Source organism: Edaphobacter aggregans DSM 19364, from assembly GCF_000745965.1.
GTDB lineage: Bacteria > Acidobacteriota > Terriglobia > Terriglobales > Acidobacteriaceae > Edaphobacter > Edaphobacter aggregans.
On sequence record NZ_JQKI01000071.1, the window covers coordinates 1 to 18,589 of the forward strand.

General features: G+C 56.6%; 11 protein-coding genes and 2 pseudogenes. 8 read left to right on the forward strand and 5 right to left on the reverse strand.

The genetic code is table 11. From position 1 onward, the window contains the following. The 3 genes and pseudogenes from Q363_RS44490 to Q363_RS21560 all read right to left on the reverse strand — a co-directional run. A pseudogene (locus Q363_RS44490) lies at positions 1–764 on the reverse strand (IS630 family transposase); the annotation flags it as partial. Between the two features lie 46 nt (positions 765–810). Further along, a pseudogene (locus tag Q363_RS38740) lies at positions 811–1,609 on the reverse strand (IS5 family transposase). Positions 1,610–1,691: 82 nt separating this feature from the next. After that, entirely contained in the window at positions 1,692–4,898 is a 3,207-nt protein-coding gene (locus Q363_RS21560) for a TonB-dependent receptor (protein ID WP_051979119.1), read from the reverse strand. Positions 4,899–5,005: 107 nt separating this feature from the next. Between Q363_RS21560 and Q363_RS36510 the strand changes: the two genes are divergently transcribed. After that, positions 5,006–8,476 (forward strand): two-component regulator propeller domain-containing protein, encoded by a 3,471-nt coding sequence (locus Q363_RS36510; protein ID WP_051979120.1) that lies wholly within the window; start codon positions 5,006–5,008, stop codon positions 8,474–8,476. Between the two features lie 41 nt (positions 8,477–8,517). Here the strand turns inward: Q363_RS36510 and Q363_RS44495 are convergent, their stop codons facing one another. Together Q363_RS44495 and Q363_RS44500 are read right to left on the reverse strand one after the other, a co-directional pair. Continuing rightward, complete coding sequence (locus tag Q363_RS44495) at positions 8,518–8,745, reverse strand: DUF1801 domain-containing protein (protein WP_245632381.1); 228 nt, start codon at positions 8,743–8,745, stop codon at positions 8,518–8,520. Then, positions 8,742–8,942 carry a hypothetical protein gene (locus Q363_RS44500; RefSeq protein ID WP_245632382.1) on the reverse strand — a complete coding sequence of 67 codons (201 nt, stop codon included), beginning with the start codon at positions 8,940–8,942 and terminating at the stop codon, positions 8,742–8,744. The genes Q363_RS44495 and Q363_RS44500 overlap by 4 nt, the downstream gene beginning before the upstream one ends. A gap of 621 nt (positions 8,943–9,563) precedes the next feature. Here Q363_RS44500 and Q363_RS21575 point away from each other — a divergent pair. The 7 genes from Q363_RS21575 (at position 9,564) to Q363_RS21605 (ending at position 18,537) form a co-directional block, all read left to right on the forward strand. After that, on the forward strand, positions 9,564–10,145 hold the full coding sequence (locus Q363_RS21575) for a hypothetical protein (RefSeq protein WP_245632383.1): 582 nt from the start codon (positions 9,564–9,566) through the stop codon (positions 10,143–10,145). A gap of 9 nt (positions 10,146–10,154) precedes the next feature. Beyond that, positions 10,155–11,558, forward strand: coding sequence for an FAD-dependent oxidoreductase (locus Q363_RS21580; protein ID WP_035354646.1), 1,404 nt, complete (start codon positions 10,155–10,157; stop codon positions 11,556–11,558). 32 nt (positions 11,559–11,590) lie between these two features. Further along, positions 11,591–12,607, forward strand: a complete 1,017-nt coding sequence (locus tag Q363_RS21585; protein WP_035354649.1) for a hypothetical protein — start codon at positions 11,591–11,593, stop codon at positions 12,605–12,607. Continuing rightward, positions 12,604–13,530, forward strand: coding sequence for a SphA family protein (locus Q363_RS21590; RefSeq protein ID WP_245632384.1), 927 nt, complete (start codon positions 12,604–12,606; stop codon positions 13,528–13,530). The genes Q363_RS21585 and Q363_RS21590 overlap by 4 nt, the downstream gene beginning before the upstream one ends. A 23-nt stretch (positions 13,531–13,553) precedes the next feature. Then, positions 13,554–14,882 carry a Dyp-type peroxidase gene (locus Q363_RS21595; protein ID WP_211256281.1) on the forward strand — a complete coding sequence of 443 codons (1,329 nt, stop codon included), beginning with the start codon at positions 13,554–13,556 and terminating at the stop codon, positions 14,880–14,882. A gap of 183 nt (positions 14,883–15,065) precedes the next feature. Next, a complete protein-coding gene (locus Q363_RS21600; RefSeq protein WP_035354653.1) occupies positions 15,066–17,912 on the forward strand; it encodes a sensor histidine kinase in 2,847 nt (948 codons plus the stop codon). Then, on the forward strand, positions 17,905–18,537 hold the full coding sequence (locus Q363_RS21605) for a response regulator (protein WP_035354654.1): 633 nt from the start codon (positions 17,905–17,907) through the stop codon (positions 18,535–18,537). Before Q363_RS21600 ends, Q363_RS21605 begins: the two co-directional genes overlap by 8 nt. Positions 18,538–18,589: the final 52 nt, after the last annotated feature.

Below are 18,589 nucleotides of genomic sequence, written 5' to 3' on the forward strand. Positions count from 1 at the left end.
CGCCGGAACAGCAGCATCGATCTTGTTCAGGAAATCCAGAAACTCAACCGAACGATGGCGTCGATAGCACTTGCCAAGAACTCTGCCAGTGGCGATATCAAGAGCGGCAAACAGGCTGGTGACGCCATGTCTCTTGTAGTCGTGGGTGCGTCGCTCCAACTGCCCCACCCGCATGGGCAGAACCGGCTGTGTACGGCTCAGAGCCTGGATCTGTGACTTCTCATCGACGCATAACACCAGCGCGTGATGGGGTGGATCGAGATACAGTCCGACAATATCCCGTACCTTGTCGATCAGCAAGGGATCTTTGATAGCTGAAAACCTTCGGCGCGATGCGGCTTCAGTCCGAAGGCCCGCCAGATGCGGCTGATGGAGGACTGGCTCAACCCGGTCTTGGACGCCAGCATACGGCTGGACCAGTGGGTTGCTCCCTTCGGCGTCTTCTCCAAGGTCAGCCGCACCACCCGCTCGATCTTCTCGTCACCGATCTCGCGCGGCGCTCCAGGACGCGGCTCATCCCCCAAGCCGGCAACACCTTCGGCGATGAAACGGTTGCGCCAGAGTCCGACTGTGAAACCGGTAGTGCGCAACTTCGCAGCCACCGCTGCATTACTCGCTCCTCCGGCACACTCCAGAATGATCCGGGCGCGAAACGCTGCCGACCTGGCGCTGCGCGACTGTCTCGCGATGCGCTCCAACTCGACTCTCTGTGCTGGGCTCACTGCCAGTTCATGCTTCTTGGGACGTCCACGGCGCGATTCCATAACTCACGATAGGACACAAGTTCTGTTTATGCAATCTATTTATGACTCAAGAGACTAGAACCCATCTCATAAATGCCCTCAGCAGAATCAGAGACGCGGCGAGTTGTAGCATCCCGAGAAAGTTCTCGGCGTCACGTTCATATCTAACGACCAGACGCCGGAAGTTCTGCAACCAGGCAAACAGCCTCTCGATTTTCCACCTTCGTCGGTATCGCTTCAGCCGACGTCCGTCCCGAGTCGAATTCCTTCGGTTCCGGCGATGTGGAGCAATGAGTTCATTTCCGTAGAACCTCAGTTCTGCGTCGAGGCGGTCGGAGTCGTAGGCGTTGTCGCCGATCAGGTTCTGCGGGGCGTCGGGAATAACCATCTGTAGCAAGGTACACATAGCTAGCCTCACTTCGTGGGGAGTGGCACTCTCTGCGCAAACAGAAACTGGCAGCCCATTACGATCTGCAACCGCCATGATCTTCGTTCCCTTGCCGCGTTTCGTTTTTCCGACCTTGCGCCCCCTTTTTTAGCGGACACGAAACTCGCGTCGATAAATGCTTCACTGACATCGATGGCGCCTCGGATACTGAGTTCGTGCGCAAGGGCAGTCATGATCCGCGTCATCACGTCGAACCGAACCCATTGCTGAAATCGCCTATGACAGGTCTGGAACGAGGGGTATTGGTCGGGGAGGTCGGCCCAAGGTGCGCCAGTCCGTAAGACCCACAGAATGCCGTTCAGGACGGAACGTCGGCTTTTCCAAGGCCGGCCTCGACGGTCAGGTCGTTTCTTTGACTTTGGGATTAATGGGTCAGGATCTTCCACTGTTCATCAGTTAAATCACGTGTACGACACATGCGTATGTTGATGCCGGATAGCGCTTCAGCGTTAACTGTTGCAGGGCAGCCTTGCACATATCGAGTGCTTTGATTGCTGCAATCAGAACTGAAGCTTGAGCGCGAGTTGGATCGAGCGCGGGCCGCCGATTTGGTACAGCGGGTTGAAGCCGCCGTTTGCGCCGCCGGAGCCAAGGCTGCTCGCCAGCGTTTGTGTCGAGAGGCCGAACAGGGGGCTGGTCAGGTTATTGTTGGGAAAGCCGAAGTTCGGGTGGTTGAAGATGTTGAAGAACTCAGAGCGGAAGTTGAGCCGCAGCTTTTCCGTCAATGAAAATTGCCGCTGAACGGCGAAGTCGACCTGGGTAGCTCCGAAGCCACGCAGCACATTGCGGCCGAAATCGCCCTGGTGGCCATTCGGTGGAGTGGCGAAAGCGGCCTTGTTGAAGATCTTGCCACCGGGGTACTGCGAGCCATAGAGCACGAGCGGCACGCCTGGAACTACATTCGGCCGCGGATAAAGAGCTGTGCCCGCGGCGAAGAAGATTCCACCAATCACGTTGACGGGCGGAGTCGATCTGGCCAGCACGAAGGTGTCGAGCGACCATCCGCCGAATGCGGCATGAAGAACTCTGTTGGATTGCGGCGAGGGCAGTTCGTACGCGACACCGGCAGTGAAAGAATGGCGGATGTCGAAGTCCGAAGCGCCACGGTCGATGTTGGGATTGGCGATGAAACCCGGCGTATTGAGGTAGTTGGCAAACGCATCGGTCGATGCAATGTCAATCGAGTGGGACCACGTATACGAGGCCAAAGCCTGCAAGCCTTTCGACAGACGGCGATCGAATTTGACTTGCAGGGCGTTGTAATTCGAGGTCGCCGTATTGCTGGTTACGTTGACAAATTGAAAATCCGGATTGGGATTGCTTAGGTTTGTAACCCGCAGCAGGTTGCGGCCGATAGCACCGACATACGTCAACGACAGGGTTTGGCTGCTTCCCAGGTACTGCTCAAGGGCGGCATTCCATTCATACGTCCGCGGAAGCTTCAAATTAGGGTCGGCCACAAGAATGGTGGCGATAGGAGGACTGGTGGAAAAGGGCGGAGGAGCAGCGTTGGCAGCGCTGAGCGGAAATGGTGCTGGTGAAGGAATGATCTTCGTGGCGCCAAAGGGAAAGTAGCTGGAGACTCCTCCGAGCGAGCCAGAGCCCAGATCGTAGAAGATTCCGAATCCCGCTCTGAGGACATAACCTAAGTGCGATTCGTCGCCCACTCGATATGCCACTCCCACTCTGGGCGCAACGTTTCCATAGGTCGTGTCATAGAGCGTAGTGCCGCGAGGCGCCAGTGTCATCGTCGCCGGATCGTTCAAGCCAATGACAGTGTATGGGTCGTTGGCCGAGTTCTTGCCCTTTAGCGCGGGGTTGATGTCCCACCGAAGGCCATAGGTCATCGTCAGGCGTGGGGAGATCTTCCACGTGTCCTGACCATACAGCGAGAAGTTGTGTACCAATAGCGCGGCCGGTTGATAGGCGAATGAGGCCGCGACAGCAGCCGTTGTTGAAGTGGCGCCTGGAGCCGTTCCTGAAAGAGCGTATCCCGTGCAGGGTGGCGCGGGGGGGCACGCTACTCCCGAAAACTGCACAAACTGCCGGTAGGAGAAGATACTGCTGAACGGAGAGAGCCAGCGATAGTCCACGCCAAACTTCAGTTGATGGCTGCCCTTGGTCACTGACAGATTGTCGATGAGATTGATCTGGCGTTGCTCATCGGTTGCGAACTTCCCCTGAAGGATTTCGCCAACACCCGTGATTTCAAGCGCGTAAAGACCATTTGCGGATGAAAAGCCAAGAGGGAATAAGGCCGAATCGGGGAGCGGCATAGCCCCGCCAAAGTCATCCATCGCGAATTTTGTGCCAAGCCTATGGTTGCTGTAATTTGCGCGCACTTCGTTGTTGATTCGCGGAGTGATAATCAGGTTGAGGCCGAGCGTGAATGTGTGTACCGCGGAAGAGAGTGACTCTGTGGTGCTGAGGTTGCGCTCGTACCCTTGAATGGGGGCGCGTTGGGTCAAGGTGGATGGCGAGTAGTTGTAACGCCCGAAGAAGCTCAGTTTCGAGTTCACCACCTGATCCACGCGGATGCTGTAGGCATTGAGCGAGGACGGATCGGAGTAGCTTGCATTGAATGGCGCCGATCCATTACTAAGGGCAGCGCTCTTCGGGATCGGGTAGGCGTTCAGGTATGGCTGCATCGCCGGTGGAGCTTGCTGCCGCGACGCATTGTCCGGAACGAAGGTTTGTAGAGTTGATGGCTGGCGCAGTCGCAGGCCTTCGTAGGAGAAGAAGAAGAACGTCTTGTCTTTGATGATTGGCCCGCTGAAGACTCCGCCGAAGTCGTTCTGCTGCTCAGCGGGCTTTGCGAGGTGGTTATAGTTTACAAACCAGTCGTTCGCGTCCAGAACGTCGTTTCGGAAATACTCGAAAGCGGTGCCATGAAAGGCGTTCGCTCCGGAGCGTGTGACAATCGAGAGTTGCCCGCCGGGAGTGCGTCCGTACTCCGGAGCAAACGAGGAGGTTTGGACGCGAAACTCCTGCATGGCGTCCACTGAGACGAGGCTGTTTGTGCCACCTAAGACGGTGAGCGCTGGCAGCGCTCCCCCGGCAGTCTGCACCAGCGGAGCGTATCCGGTGACCCCGAAGTTGGCGCTGACCCCATCCACCGTGGTGTAGTTGGCATCGGCGCGTTGGCCGTTCACGCTGAATTGGCCCTGGTCATCGAAGGCAGTGGCTGTCACGACCGCGCCCGGCGTCAGCATGAGCAGCGTCTGGACGCTGCGGCCATTGAGCGGAAGATTGGCGATGAGATGCTGATCCACCACGGTGCTCACGGTGCCATCGGTAGTGTTCACAGTCAGCGCACCGGCCTCGATGGTGATGGAGTCGGACACAGCCCCCACGGCTAGTCTGAAGTTCTGCTCCAGATTGTCCTGAACATTGACTGTGACTCCCGTCAGGCGGGACAGCTTGAATCCAGTCTTTTCTACCTCCATCCGGTAGTCGCCGGGACGAACATTGGCGAAGTTGTAAGAGCCGCCGCTTCCAGTGGCCACTTCGGTTTGCGTTCCGCGATCCACTTCAATCAGACGAACCGTGGCGCGAGGAACGACGGCACCGGTGGGATCGGTGACAGTACCGCTGATGCTGGCACTTTCCGTCTGGGCATGTGCCATCGAGGGAAGGCCAGTGATAACGGAGAAAAGAAATGCGAGCAAGGCTCGGAAGATACTCGGTCCCCAGTGGGTCATGCTCATCCCCTGTTCGGAGTAAGCATCAGCATACTCCTGCGTGCGACGGCGGTTGTCACTTCTTAGGACGAGCGGATAGAGCAGTTACGACTGGACTAAAATGGACTCCTCTTATGGGAAACGCGAGCACGAGAGCGCTCGTCTGGCTGGCCATCCTGCTGGCATGCTCCGGTTGTGCGTTCGCGCTGGATCCATCGCTCGACGTAAGTCAGTACGCGCACACTGCGTGGAAGATCCGCGACGGCTTCACCAAGGGAACCATTATCTCAATTGCCCAGACGCCTGACGGCTATCTGTGGCTGGGCACAGAGTTCGGATTAGTTCGCTTTGATGGCGCGCGAGCCGTCCCCTGGCAGCCTCCAGGAGATCAGCATCTGCCTGCCGGAAGGATCTTCAGCCTGCTCGCAGCGCGAGATGGGACGCTTTGGATCGGCGCCAAAGGCCTTGCCAGTTGGAAGGACGGCAAGCTTACTCAATATCCCGAGCTTGCTAACCAGTATGTTTTCAAATTACTGGAGGATCGCGAGGGCACGGTATGGATTGGCACCTGGGGGATTCCTGTTGGAAGACTGTGCGCAATCCGTAAAGGCAGCGTCCATTGCTTTGGAGATGATGGTCGTCTCGGCCGGGCCGTGGTCGGCTTATATGAGGACGGCAGGGGTAATCTCTGGGTGGGAGTAACAGACGGGCTGTGGAGATGGAAGCCTGGTCCTCCGAAGTTCTATTCGCTGCCCGGTGAGTTGAACGGTATTCAAGCCATCGGCGAAGACATTGACGGCACACTTCTGGTCGGGTGGAAGGGCGGAATCTACCGATTCGTGGACGGAAAGGCCGAAGCGTATTCACTCGGGGGCCATTCGCGTCAGTTCCGGGCCGACAGAATACTTCGCGATCGAAATGGCGGTCTGTGGATCGGAACATTTGACCAAGGGCTTGTGCACGTACATCAGGGAAGGATGGATCTGTTTTCGCCGACGGAAGGACTTTCTGGCGAGGTCGTTTCCACCCTCTTTGAGGATCGTGAAGGCAATATTTGGATATCCACGGTTGAAGGGCTCGACCGCTTTCGTGACTTTGCCGTCGCCACATTGACGGTGAAACAAGGCTTGTCGAGAAATCTCGTCTGGTCCGTTTTGGCCGACAAGGATGGAAGCGTTTGGTTCGCTACCTATGGCGGATTGAACCGTTGGAATCACGGGCCGATTATGATTCCTTCCACCGGCAGTACCAAAGTAGACGGAAAACTCAACGGATTTTACGCGCAGTCTCTTTTTCAGGACGATCGCGGGCGTATCTGGATCCCCACAGCTAGCGAGTTAGGCTATCTGGAAGATGGCCGATTTACTGCCATCAAGGGAGTTCCTGGCGGAAATATGCCTTCGATCGCCGAGGACAATGCCAGGAATCTGTGGGTGAGCACTCAGAATGCCGGTCTCTTTCGCATCTCACCGCAAAATGAAGTCCGACAAATTCCTTGGTCAGGCTTCGGACATAAGGACAATGCCACCGTTCTGGCTGCTGATCGCAGGCAGGGCGGGTTATGGATTGGATACTTTCTGGGCGGCCTCGCCTATCTCTCCGACGGGAAGGTCCTGGCATCGTACACAGCCGCCGATGGGCTTGGTCCGGGCCGTGTCAGCGACCTTCGATTCGACGATGACGGTACGCTCTGGGTCTCGACCGAAGGCGGGCTAAGCCGGTTGAAGAACAATCGTGTGGCCACGCTGACCAGCAGGAACGGATTGCCTTGCGATACGGTTCACTGGGCGATGGAAGACGATGACCATTCGGTGTGGTTGTACATGGCCTGCGGACTGGTACGGATTGCCCGTTCCGAGTTGGACGCCTGGGCTGCCGCCGTGGACAAGACGCAAGATACAAGTTTTCCCATCCGGGTCACAGTCTTCGACAGCTCCGATGGAGTAAGGAGTCTTTTCGCTCCCGGCAACTATCACCCACAGGTCGCCAAATCAACCGATGGAAGATTGTGGTTCCTGCCCTCGGATGGCGTCAGCGTCATCGAGCCGCGCCACCTTGCCTTCAACAAACTGCCGCCGCCGGTGCAGATCGAGCAAATCACCGCCGATGACAAAACCTACTGGCAGAACTGGTCCGGCAATGCGTCCTCCTCGAAACCTAAGCTGCCGCCGCTCGTGCGCAATCTGTTGATCGACTACACAGCTCTGAGCCTTGTCGTCCCGGAAAAGGTTCGCTTCCGCTTCAAGCTGGAGGGGCAGGACAAGGACTGGAGAGAAGTCGTCAACGATCGCCGGGTGGAGTACTCGAACCTGCCGCCAAGGAATTATCGCTTTCGCGTAATGGCCAGCAACAACAGCGGCGTGTGGAACGAGCAAGGCGCATCCCTCGACTTCACCATCGCCCCGGCGTATTGGCAGACCGACTGGTTCCGTGCGCTGTGCGCGGTCGCTTTCCTCGCGTTACTTTGGGCGGCATATCAAATGCGTGTTCACCAGTTGCAGGAGCAAGAGAACAAATTCCGCGACGCAGTAGAAACCATGCCGGCCCTGGCTTTCGTTGAAGACCCCAATGGCAATCGCACGTTCTTTAACAGGGGATGGCTTGAATACACCGGCTTGAGCTCGGAACAGGCCTCAGGTTCAGTTTGGGAGAAGGCGGTTCACCCCGACGATCTGAAGCGCGTCACCGAACGATGGCGCAAGTCGCAGATGACTGGCGAACCGCTGGATTATGAAGCGCGGCTTCGGCGCGGATCGGACGGAGTCTATCGCTGGTTCCAGACCCGCGCCCGGCCTCTGCGCGATAGCCGAGGCAAGATCGTGAAGTGGTGTGCAGTGGCGACCGACATTCAAGATCGCAAGCGTGCGGAAGAGCTACAGGCAGAACTTGCACACACCAATCGGGTCAGCACACTCGGAGAACTGGCGGCCTCAATCTCTCACGAGTTAAAGCAACCGATTTGCGCGGCCGTGACCTGTGCGCAGGCCAGCTTGCGATGGTTGAACCGCGACCAGCCGGACCTGGACGAGGCGCGCCGGGCAACAGCAGAGAGCGTGAAGGACGGGGTGCGTGCAGCCAACATCATCGATCGTTTGGGGTCGTTGTATAAGAAGACTCCTCCACAGCGAGAATCGGTCGACGTGGACGAAATCATCGGCGAAATGGTCCTGCTGCTGCGGGGCGAAGCCAACCGATATGCCATTTCGATTCGTACAAACCTTGCCGCCGATCTTCCCAAAATCACGGCGGACCGGGTGCAACTGCAGCAGGTACTGATGAACCTCATGCTCAATGGTATCGAGGCGATGAAGGAGGCCGGCGGAGTGCTCACGGTCAAGACGGAACCAGGCGAGGGCGGTCAAGTGCTGATCTCAGTCAGCGACACCGGAGTAGGATTGCCGGCCGGAAGAGCCGAGGAGATCTTCAATGCCTTCTTCACCACTAAACCTCAAGGTACCGGCATGGGGCTGGCGATCAGCCGCTCCATTATCGAATCGCATACTGGACGTTTGTGGGCCACTCCCAACGACGGACGGGGAGCCACGTTCCATTTCACCCTGCCGATCGCCACCGAAGAACTGAAAGTGCCAGCTGCGGAGACGTGATTGCGCGGGCCATCCCGACCCTGGCATGGTCTGCCCGCCATTTATGAGATAGGTTCTAGGTCAGCCCGCTTGCTGCTCGCTCGCCGGGGCTTCGGCTTGCTCTTGCCTTTGAGATTGAGCTCCACTGCAGCGCGGATGAGATCCTTCAAGACTGCCTTATCGACCTTGTCGCCTTCGTGGATGTCGATGGCGCGCCTGACATTCCCGTCAAGGCTGGAGTTGAATAGACCTGAAGGGTCCTTCAACGCAGCTCCCTTGCCGAATGTCATCTTGACGACGTTCTTGTACGTCTCTCCGTGCAGACGATGCTGCCGTGGGACCAGAGGGGAGTCCCCATCCACTTCCACTCTTCGACGATCTCAGGGTCTGCCTCGTGTACGATCTCGCGCACCTTCGCGAGCGTCTTCCCGCGCCAGTCCCCAAGTTCCTTGATCTTCTCGTCGATGAATGCAGAGGCAGATTCCACCGGGACGGGCTTTTTCCATATACAGTTCCAGCTCTCGCACCTAATTTAGCTGCGCTCAGCGTAATCTGCAACCTCCGCAAGGATCCTAGCGGATTGGTGGCGACAAACGGGCTTCAACTCCGCTTATCCCCGGTCGCTTATATCAACGAGCGCGTGATCGCCAAGTCACTCTCCGAGCGCTGCAGGAGAAGCGACAAATGTGGATAGGCGATCGTCGCAGAAAGAGTAGAGCGTCCTCTTCACTCTGAGTTACGGTTGCATTAGCTTTGTTTTAGTAGGCCGTGACTATCAAAATTACCAGTTGTGTCGAACCCGGTTCAGCATGGGCGCAAGCGGAAACATCGGCACTCCGATCCGTAGGTGTTGCACCTCACTTGCGGTAGATATTGAATACCCATACAATGGTTCACCCAAACATGAATGTGGGAATGGCGTAGACGCAACTATGGCTGGTGTTCGTAAGAATCGGCATACCGAAAGTCTGAAATTGCCATGAAGATTCGATAAGAGCATCACCACCACATCACTACGGGGCAGCGTGTACGGGTGTTTATTGCTCGCGCGCTGCGGTCGCCGGGGCCCAGGAAGTCGTAACAAGAACGATTTCAAGGAGACGAGATAATGAGCGAAGTGATGGCAGGTGCGCCAGGCGCAGAGAACGATTGGGAAAAACCACAGGCTATGGCGATCCCGAAAGAGGGATACTTCAAATACGAACAGGGAAACTATGGCCCGATCTTTCCCAGAACACCTGCGTGTTACGGCTTCACGATCATCGCGAAGCTCAAACCGGGCAGGGAAGCCGCAATGCGAGCCTTTGGAGACACGATCGAAAAGGCGATACAAGGTGACCCTTTTTTCCTGGCGCCCCTGAAGCTCCATTATCTGAAGTGGGTTCTCTTTGACATAGGCAATGAGAAGTACTTCATGTATCAGGGGATCTTTGACACTGACTTTGACAAGTACACGGATGACGCTGTAGCCCTGTTCACCCAGTCCGGCGTGTCAACTTCGTTTGAGAACCTCGAAGGGTTTCCCGAGGATTGGAAGACAAACATTCCGGCATTCATCAAGTTTGTGCGCGATCACCACTGCCCGAGCTTTTTGGAATATGGCGAGTATCCATTTGTCACCGCTGACGAGATCAAGAAAGCACTCAAAGTAAAGAAGGCTTTAGGGCAAATGCTCGATCAGATGCAATAGGAGTTTTCCGTGACGGATGCCTACGACCTTGTCGCCATCGGAGCGGGTCCGGCGGGGGAGAGTGCGACCGAATTAGCGTCATTCTTTGGCCACCGCTCGGCGGTCATCGAGAGGGCCCGTCCTGGTGGAACGGTGACGACCACCGGCGGTGCGCCAACGAAGACGCTTCGCGAAGCGGCTCTCTATTTCTCTGGGTTATCGGAAGGCGACGTATACGGCGTTCGGATCTCGACACCGCCGGAGATCGCCACCGACATCATCCGCAAACGAACGGGCAGCGTCTGCGATCTGCTTCAAAAAGTGACGGCGGAAAACATCGCAAAGAATGACGTCGATTACATTGAGGGCTCAGCCCGGATCGATAAAGATGGCAGAGTCACGGTCACTGCGCATGATGGGAGCAAGCGCAAGCTGCACGCAAAGGTGATCCTGATCGCGACGGGCTCTCGACCGTTTCGTCCGACGAATCTCTCGTTCGACATACCAGGGGTCTGCGATACGGACACGATCATGGACCGCGGCCGGGTGCCGAAGGACATCGTCATTGTTGGAGGCGGTCCGGTCGGCGTGGAATTTGCGACCATCTGTCATGCATTGGGAGCAAAAGTGACGCTGGTCGATCGCGGAACGCGCTTGATGAACATGATGGATCGTGAGCTCTCGGATTGCATGGAAGAGCTTTTCAGGAAGTGGTGCGTCACAATCTTTTTCGGTTCGATGCCGGAGAGCATACGAGCAAAGGGCGATGGGCTGGAGGTAAAACTTTCCAACGAGGAGAGGCTTTTTCCGGACACGGTACTCTTCGCTGCAGGCCGTGTTGCGAATACAGAAGGCCTGGGACTTGAGACTGTCGGCATTGCTCTGGATTCCCGTGGACAAATCCTCGTGGATGAGAAGTTTCGTACCTCTGCCGAAGGTATCTATGCCGCTGGCGATGTCCTGGGACCGACGCTGGCTTCGATCGCGATGGAGCAAGGGCGAGTGGCGATCTGTCATGCCTTCGGGATTCCATTCGAAGGCATTGTCGATCCTTGTCCGGTCTCCGCAGTCTACGGCATGCCGGAGGTCTCTGGAGCAGGCCTCACTGAGGAGCAGTGCCGTGAAAGAGGACTCGACTATGAGGTTGGCCGTGCAAACCTCGCTCTTACCCCTCGCGGCGCCATTGCCGGACGCGGCGGACTCCTGAAGCTGATCTTTTTGAAGGGCGATCGCAAATTGGTAGGCGTCCACTGCATCTGTGATCTTGCGTCAGAGATCGTTGGCATCGGTCAGATGGTTATTCGCTGCGGCGGGACGATGAATACCATCGCGAACATGTCCATGAACACGCCGACCTACAGCTATGCCTACAAGTATGCGGCGTTTGACGGATTGCGCCGGCTGGTTTCTCGAGAAAGCGAAGCACATGTTTGATGGATTCTTTGATGAATCCAGGGAGATGACACATGAGCGAAGCAACGCGTTCCGGTCGAACTTATAACCAACTCCACGTTCCACGGAAGTACGTACAGGGAAAGCGCCGGTTCAGTGTTTATTGGACCTGGAGCTATCCGTGGGAGGCAAATCGCGACGTTACGGAACTGGATAATCGCTTCTCGACGATGACTGAGATTCGCCGTGTGGGGTGGCCGAAGTTTGAGTCGATTGAGTATTCGGAACGGATGTTTTTACAGGGCATCGCAGGAACGCTGGAACTCTTCCACCTGTCGCTTGTGAGCTTCCAGACGTGCGTCGGCGAAGTGACTGGTCAGCCCGTGGCCGTGTACCAGCGGATCGATCAGGCCGGGCAAAGATTACCGATCGACGAACGTATCCTCGCCGACACAGACACGCTCATGGTATTTGGCCTCGATCATATGGTCACCGAGCAAGAGGCGTCTCCTGAAGAGATCGAAGCGTTGCGGAGCTTTCTTACTCGCGAGGGAACCTGCCTGATACTTGGTCCTCACCATGACGTCGGCGTCTCACCGAATATGAAGGAGCGGCAACTGGAGTATGCTCACCACGGTGATCCGCTCGTTCCGCGACAGCAACGCTTTGGCAAGTACACACGATCTCTGATGAAGGGACTTGGCGTGCCGGTTGAAAATCGGTACGGCCTGCGGCCGGCCACGGTTCCCGGAACCACGCAAACCGTTCCGCTCTCAATCGCCGGTGATCTGGATACGCGCGGCTGGCTCACCGATGTCAGGACGTTCGTCTTTCACATGCATCTGCCGCATTATGCCGTGACTACGGAAGATCCTGGGATTATTCGGGTGCTGGCACAGCAACCGATCGATATGTCCAAGCCTCATCCTTTTGTCGAAGCCGGGAACAGCGAGTTCAACATGTTCCTCTGGATGCCTCCGAACGGCGAACGAGCTGGTGACATATTGCTGGCAGATTCCACAATCTTCACCACGTTGTTCGGTGGTGACGAGAGCCTGGAGCGCTTCTGGAAGAACCTCGCGACCAAATGACGCACATTGCCCTATCCAGGCCCCGGATCCTTGTCGTGGTCTGCGTGTTGATCCTCAGTATGAGAACTCAAGCCCAAAATCGTGGCGTCTACCCGCTCGGCATGAGTGCAACGAATTCCGGTGTCACCCCCCAAGCTGGTTTTACCTATGTCAATCAACTCTTGTTCTACTCGCGCGATCACGCAAAGGATAATGTCGGTAATACGCTCACGGTTAGAGGAGAGAACTATGTCCTCATGGACATGAATACATTGGCCTGGGTAAGTAAGAAGAAGATTGCTGGCGGAGCCAATTTCTCCGCAGTAGCCACTCTCCCGTTTGCCAAGAACAATCTCACTTCGGACATCCAGGGGAATATAAGTGGCGGTGGGGGATTCGCCGACTCATACTACATGCCGTTCGTCCTGGGTTGGAATCGCGAACGGGTTGCGATCCGCGCGATCTATGGTTTTCTTGCTCCCACCGGCCGCTTCGTCGCAGGAGGAAACAGCAACGTTGGTTCTGGCTACTGGACGCACACGGTGTCTTCAGGGCAGACGTTCTTTTTGAAGGAGAGGCGCCTCGTGCTGTCTGTGTTCGAAATGTATGAGTTCCATAATACCCAGCAAGTTACTGGCATCAATCCGGGAGAGACATTTGATCTTGACTACTCGATGATGGGCTTGATTCGGCGCTCTCAATCTTTTCAACTCCAGGTCGGTCTGGTCGGATATGAACAGCGGCAGATAACCGCCACGACAGGGCCCTCGATCTCTGAAGCAGCAACAAAGGAGCGCTACGCCGTCAACGCCCTCGGGTTCGCTGTGAACTCGACTTTTCCGAAGCAGAAATCGGCTGTGGGGCTTAAATACTTCAAGGAATTTGCGGATCGTTCTACGTTCCAAGGGTACTCCGTGCAGTTTTCTGGTTCGATCAGTTTCTAGGTGCTGGAAAGAGAGAAGACTTGATGGCTTCCACGATTCTTGAACTCGATGACATTCAGAGCGGAGTGCTACGTCCGCGGCCTACGCCATATGCAGCTACATATGTGTTGTTTCGTATCGACGAACGTAAGGCGGGTCGCGAGCTGATGCTGAGGTTGAGCAGTGTCGTATCCTCGGCTGCTCACCCCGTAAGCCCCGCCGGTGATACCTGGGTGAGCGTCGCCCTTACCTTTCAGGGCCTCAAGGCTTTAGGTGTCCCGCAAGCCTCACTCGACAGCTTTTCCCCGCAATTCCAGCAGGGAATGGCGGCGCGTGCCAAATTCCTTGGCGACAGGGGTGAAAGCGGTCCCGAGAACTGGGAAAAGCCGCTTGGGTCACCAGAGGTCCATGTTGTGCTCACTGCCATTGCGCCAGACGCGGAACGTCTTGAGGCTGCCATGGAACGCGCGCGGAAGACATATCGGGAGTTGCGGGGAGTCACTGCGATCTGGCGCCAGGACTGCCATGTTCGTCCCGATGAGAAGGAAGCTTTCGGATTCAGGGACGGCATTGGACATCCTGCGATCGAGGGCACGGGTGTTCCCGGCAGCAATCCCAACGAGTCGCCGCTCAAGGCTGGGGAGTTCGTACTCGGGTATCCCGATGAGATGGCAGATATGCCTCCGATACCGCAGCCCGAGATCCTGGGGCGCAACGGAAGCTATGTTGTCTTTCGCAAGCTTCATCAGCGTGTCGCCGCCTTTCGCCGATATCTTAGGGAGAATGCCTCCAGCCCTGAAGCCGAGGAGTTGCTGGCAGCAAAGATGATGGGCCGCTGGCGCAGTGGAGCTCCGTTGGCTTTGTGTCCGCTGCACGACGATCCCGCACTCGGAGCCGACTCAGGACGCAACAACGCCTTCTTGTTCAAGCAGGATGATGCTGTTGGTTATAAGACACCCTGCGGCTCGCACATTCGCCGTATGAATCCCCGCGATGCGGATGTTGCTGGGGTAGTTCGCATCCATCGCATGATCCGGCGCGGAACTTCGTATGGCCCTTCGTTACCGCAGGGCGTTCTGGAAGATGACGGAGTGGAGCGGGGATTGATGTTCGCGTTCGTGGGAGCCCACCTGGGCCGCCAGTTCGAATTTGTGCAATCGGAATGGATGAACGACAGCACGTTTTTCGCAGGAGCCTCCGGAAAAGATCCAGTTGCGGGAGCTCAGGAAGGAACCGGAGTCTTTGATATTCCCAAGCGACCTCTACGGACGCGGCTGCAAAATTTGCCTCAATTTGTGGTCACACGAGGTGGCGAGTACGGCTTCCTCCCTGGGCTGCGCGCCTTGCGTTGGCTGGCGGAACTCAAGACATAGGAGCCGCGGAGCTATCGACCTTGGTCAACAGCTCGGGAGCGACCGCCCTCCGGTGAATTTCAATTGTCGCTGATCAAAGAGGATTGAAATCGCATGCCAAATATGAGACTCATACAGTGCCCATAGAATAAATACGTGAAGGCATGGCGGTCATTCTGCGTACTTGTCTGTCTGTGTGTCCCAATGCACATCGCCGAACGCACAGCTGCAGCACTCAATCCCGAACAAAAGATCACGCAATATTCGCTCACGCAGTGGGGGCATCGCGACGGGTTACCCTCGACCGCTATCTATGCTGTCGCCCAGACCCGGGATGGTTTCCTTTGGCTTGGCACCTCCGACGGCCTTGTCCGTTTCGATGGCCTTCACTTCGTTCAGGTACCGCTCTCGGAGACCGGAGATATTGCGTTTGGCAGGGTACAGGCGCTCAAGGTCGACCGCACTGGTGCGATGTGGATCGGCACTGAAAATGGAAGCCTAGTCCGAATGGAGGGGCGCTCCATGAAGGTCGTCATGCTCGACATGCCGATCGTTGCCCTACGTGAGAATGCAGACTCATCGATTGAGGTGAAGATCTCAGATCATCTCCTCCGCTTTGACACCCGCAGTATGGAACTCAAATCGAGAGACCTGGAGACTACAGAACGTTCTTCAAAGGACCAGATTTCTGGGTGCCTTGCATGCGCGGGCTTCGGGAATACTTCAGCGATTCTTCAACGCGCCGATCTGGGTCAGAACCAGATTCGGACGGCGATACGCGACCATGACGGGAACGTTTGGATCGCGACGAAGGAGGGTGGCGTCCTCCGCATTCCGAGAAGATCCAATGGATCGTCAGACGTACCCTCGGAGGTCGATCGGCTCACTGCTCGTGACGGGCTTTCTAATGACTCGGTTTGGGACATTTTTGAGGACCGCGAACACAATCTCTGGATCGCGACGCAAAATGGCCTGAATCGTCTGCGCGATGACAAGATCTCAATGGTCACGCGACGAACCGGTATTCTTAGCAACGACATAAGTTCTCTCGTTTCGACGCCGGCTGGTATCTTTGCCGGGTCCAACCTCGGCCTGGACAGAGTGACCGCGACGCACTGTGAGACGAGCTTGCGTGGGAGCATCTTCTCGCTTGCGCGCGCCAGCGACGGCGCTCTCCTTTTCGCAACCTCGCTTGGACTCTCGCAGCTCAAGAACGGTAAAGTTAGTCTCGTGCCGCTGGGAGTCAAGGTCAACCACATTACGGTTCTCTTTCAAGGCTCCTCTGGAGAGCTTTGGTTCTACGATCAGGATAAGGGCCTGTACCGCTGGCGGGACGGGCAAACTGCAAGCCGAATCATCGACCCAGCATTAAGTAACAAGAGTGTCTCGGCGATGGTTGCAGACTCTCGCGGGGGAGTGTGGCTCGGACTCACGGCCGGTGAGATCGTGCTCTACGACGGAGCTGGATTCAGGACGTTCACCGAGGCGGACAGACTGCCGGGAGGTATGCTCCACTCTATCTCTGCCGGCAACGATGGCAGCGTATGGATCGCATTCGAGCGGGGGCTCGCTCTCTTTACCGGGGACCGGTTCATTTCATGGTCGAAGAAGAATGGCTTGCCGGGCGAGCGGGTGCTTTGGGCTATGCCGACGCCGGCTGGCAGGCTGTGGGTTGGCTACAACATAGGCATTGCCTCCATGCGGATCGAGGACCTGCGCCATGCGGCGACTGACACGCATTTCCTCGTTCCTTATGACTTCTACGACGATGGTGACGGTCTGAAAGCAAATCCAGAGCTGCGTGGCAGCACCCCTGTCGCGATGGCACCCAACGGTCGAATTTGGTTTACCACATCAGAAGGCCTGGCCACGATCGACCCCGCGCATCTTCGCAAGAATCTTCTTCCTCCACCGGTCCACGTCCTTCAACTGACGGCTGATGATGCTGACGTCGATCTGAGGAGTTCAATTACTCTTCCGCCTCGCACACACCGCATCGAGATCAACTATTCCGGCTTGAGTTTGACGGATCCCCGGAAAGTGACATTTCGATACCGTATGCTTGGTTTCGATCCGCGGTGGAGCCAAGCTTCAACCCGGCGTTTTGCCACCTATACGAACCTGCCGCCGGGGAATTACCGCTTTGAAGTGATGGCGGCGAATGAGGATGGTATCTGGAACGAGACACCCAGCGGGGTTGCATTCAAGCTGGCTCCTGCTGTCTATCAGACGAAGTGGTTTCTGGGGCTTTGCGTTCTGGCGTTGATCCTGGCGGGGGTACTTGTATTTCGACTCAGGGTTCGGGCTGCTGCAGATAGGCTTCGGCTTCGTTTTGAGGAGAGGCTGGGCGAGCGGACGCGTGTCGCGCAGGATCTGCACGACAATCTATTGCAAGAACTCATGGGGATCAGCCTGCAACTCGAGATTGCCGATGAACTGACTCCGCCGGGGGCGCCGGGCAAACCGACGCTGAAACGGGCGCTTCAACTTTCTAAATCTGCGTTGACGCATGGACGGGGCGCACTCACTACTCTCCGTGTGACGACGTTTACGCAGCGAGACATACTCCAGGCGCTTAGTCTTGCTGCTGCGGCATTTCCCGAAGAGCGACGGAGCGCTGTCCAATATAGAACCCATGGAGAGCAACTCCCGGTGCGGGCTGGGATTGGCGAAGAGATCACTCAGATCGGACGAGAGGCATTGCGAAATGCATTGCAACATACGCAGGGCACTGTTCGGGTCAGTATCCATTATGCCTCGAGCCGTTTTTGCCTGATCATCGATGATGAAGGACAAGGCATTAGCCGCACCATCATGGAATCGGGCGTTCCTGGTCACTTCGGGTTGAGAGGCATGCGAGAGCGTGCTGCAAGGATTGCCTCCATGCTCACGATTGAGTCCAAGATGCATGGCGGAACTCATGTGAAACTCAGCGTGCCCGCAAGCATGGCATATGCTGGGTTCGACACGAAATCAGGTCTGTGGGCCAGGTTCAGAGCGCGATGGGGGACGAGAAAGCAGGCTGTTGAGGAAGTGAACGGAGATGAGTAAAGGGCGGCGAATTCGAGTTCTCTGTGTCGACGATCATCCCATCGTCCGCGAAGGGCTGACCCGTATTGTGGCATTGCAGCCGGATATGGAGATTGTGGGGGGCGCAGAATCCGGCGCAGAGGCGCTGAAGATGTTTCGTGAGTTCAATCCAGATGTGACACTGGTCGATCTTCGCCTTCGCGACACCACTGGATTCGAACTGATCCGGGACATTCTTGCTTTCTCACCGTCCGCTCGCACCATTGTTCTCACTTCGTTTGAAGGAGATGTCGATGTTGAACGGGCATTGGCCGCGGGGGCAAAAGGTTATGTGGTGAAGGGCATGGTGCGGGAGGAACTCCTCGAAGCAATTCGTGCTGTGCACGCCGGCAAGCGGCATGTTCCTTCAGCGATCGCCGCTAAATTGGTCGATCATCTCGCCTCGGAGAAGCTTACTCCGAGAGAGCTGGAGGTGCTGAAAGAGATCGCCCGAGGCAAGCGGAATAAAGAGATCGGCGCGGAGCTTTCCATCGCCGAAGATACTGTAAAGATGCACGTCAAGAGCATCCTGATGAAACTCGGCGTCAATGACCGCACTGAAGCTGTAACTATTGCGTTACGCCGCGGCATCATCCATCTGCACTAGCTGATACACCCGAATGAGTTAGGTCTTTTACGCCTAGTCTGGCGTTTCGACG

Bases quoted from the DNA above. Each gene is read 5' to 3' on its own strand.
- Q363_RS21575 (WP_245632383.1), top strand. From the start codon at position 9,564: ATGAGCGAAGTGATGGCAGGTGCGCCAGGCGCAGAGAACGATTGGGAA.
- Q363_RS21590 (WP_245632384.1), top strand. From the start codon at position 12,604: ATGACGCACATTGCCCTATCCAGGCCCCGGATCCTTGTCGTGGTCTGC.
- Q363_RS44495 (WP_245632381.1), bottom strand. From the start codon at position 8,745: ATGACATTCGGCAAGGGAGCTGCGTTGAAGGACCCTTCAGGTCTATTC.
- Q363_RS36510 (WP_051979120.1), top strand. From the start codon at position 5,006: ATGGGAAACGCGAGCACGAGAGCGCTCGTCTGGCTGGCCATCCTGCTG.
- Q363_RS21585 (WP_035354649.1), top strand. From the start codon at position 11,591: ATGAGCGAAGCAACGCGTTCCGGTCGAACTTATAACCAACTCCACGTT.
- Q363_RS21605 (WP_035354654.1), top strand. From the start codon at position 17,905: ATGAGTAAAGGGCGGCGAATTCGAGTTCTCTGTGTCGACGATCATCCC.
- Q363_RS21595 (WP_211256281.1), top strand. From the start codon at position 13,554: ATGGCTTCCACGATTCTTGAACTCGATGACATTCAGAGCGGAGTGCTA.
- Q363_RS21600 (WP_035354653.1), top strand. From the start codon at position 15,066: ATGCACATCGCCGAACGCACAGCTGCAGCACTCAATCCCGAACAAAAG.
- Q363_RS21560 (WP_051979119.1), bottom strand. From the start codon at position 4,898: ATGAGCATGACCCACTGGGGACCGAGTATCTTCCGAGCCTTGCTCGCA.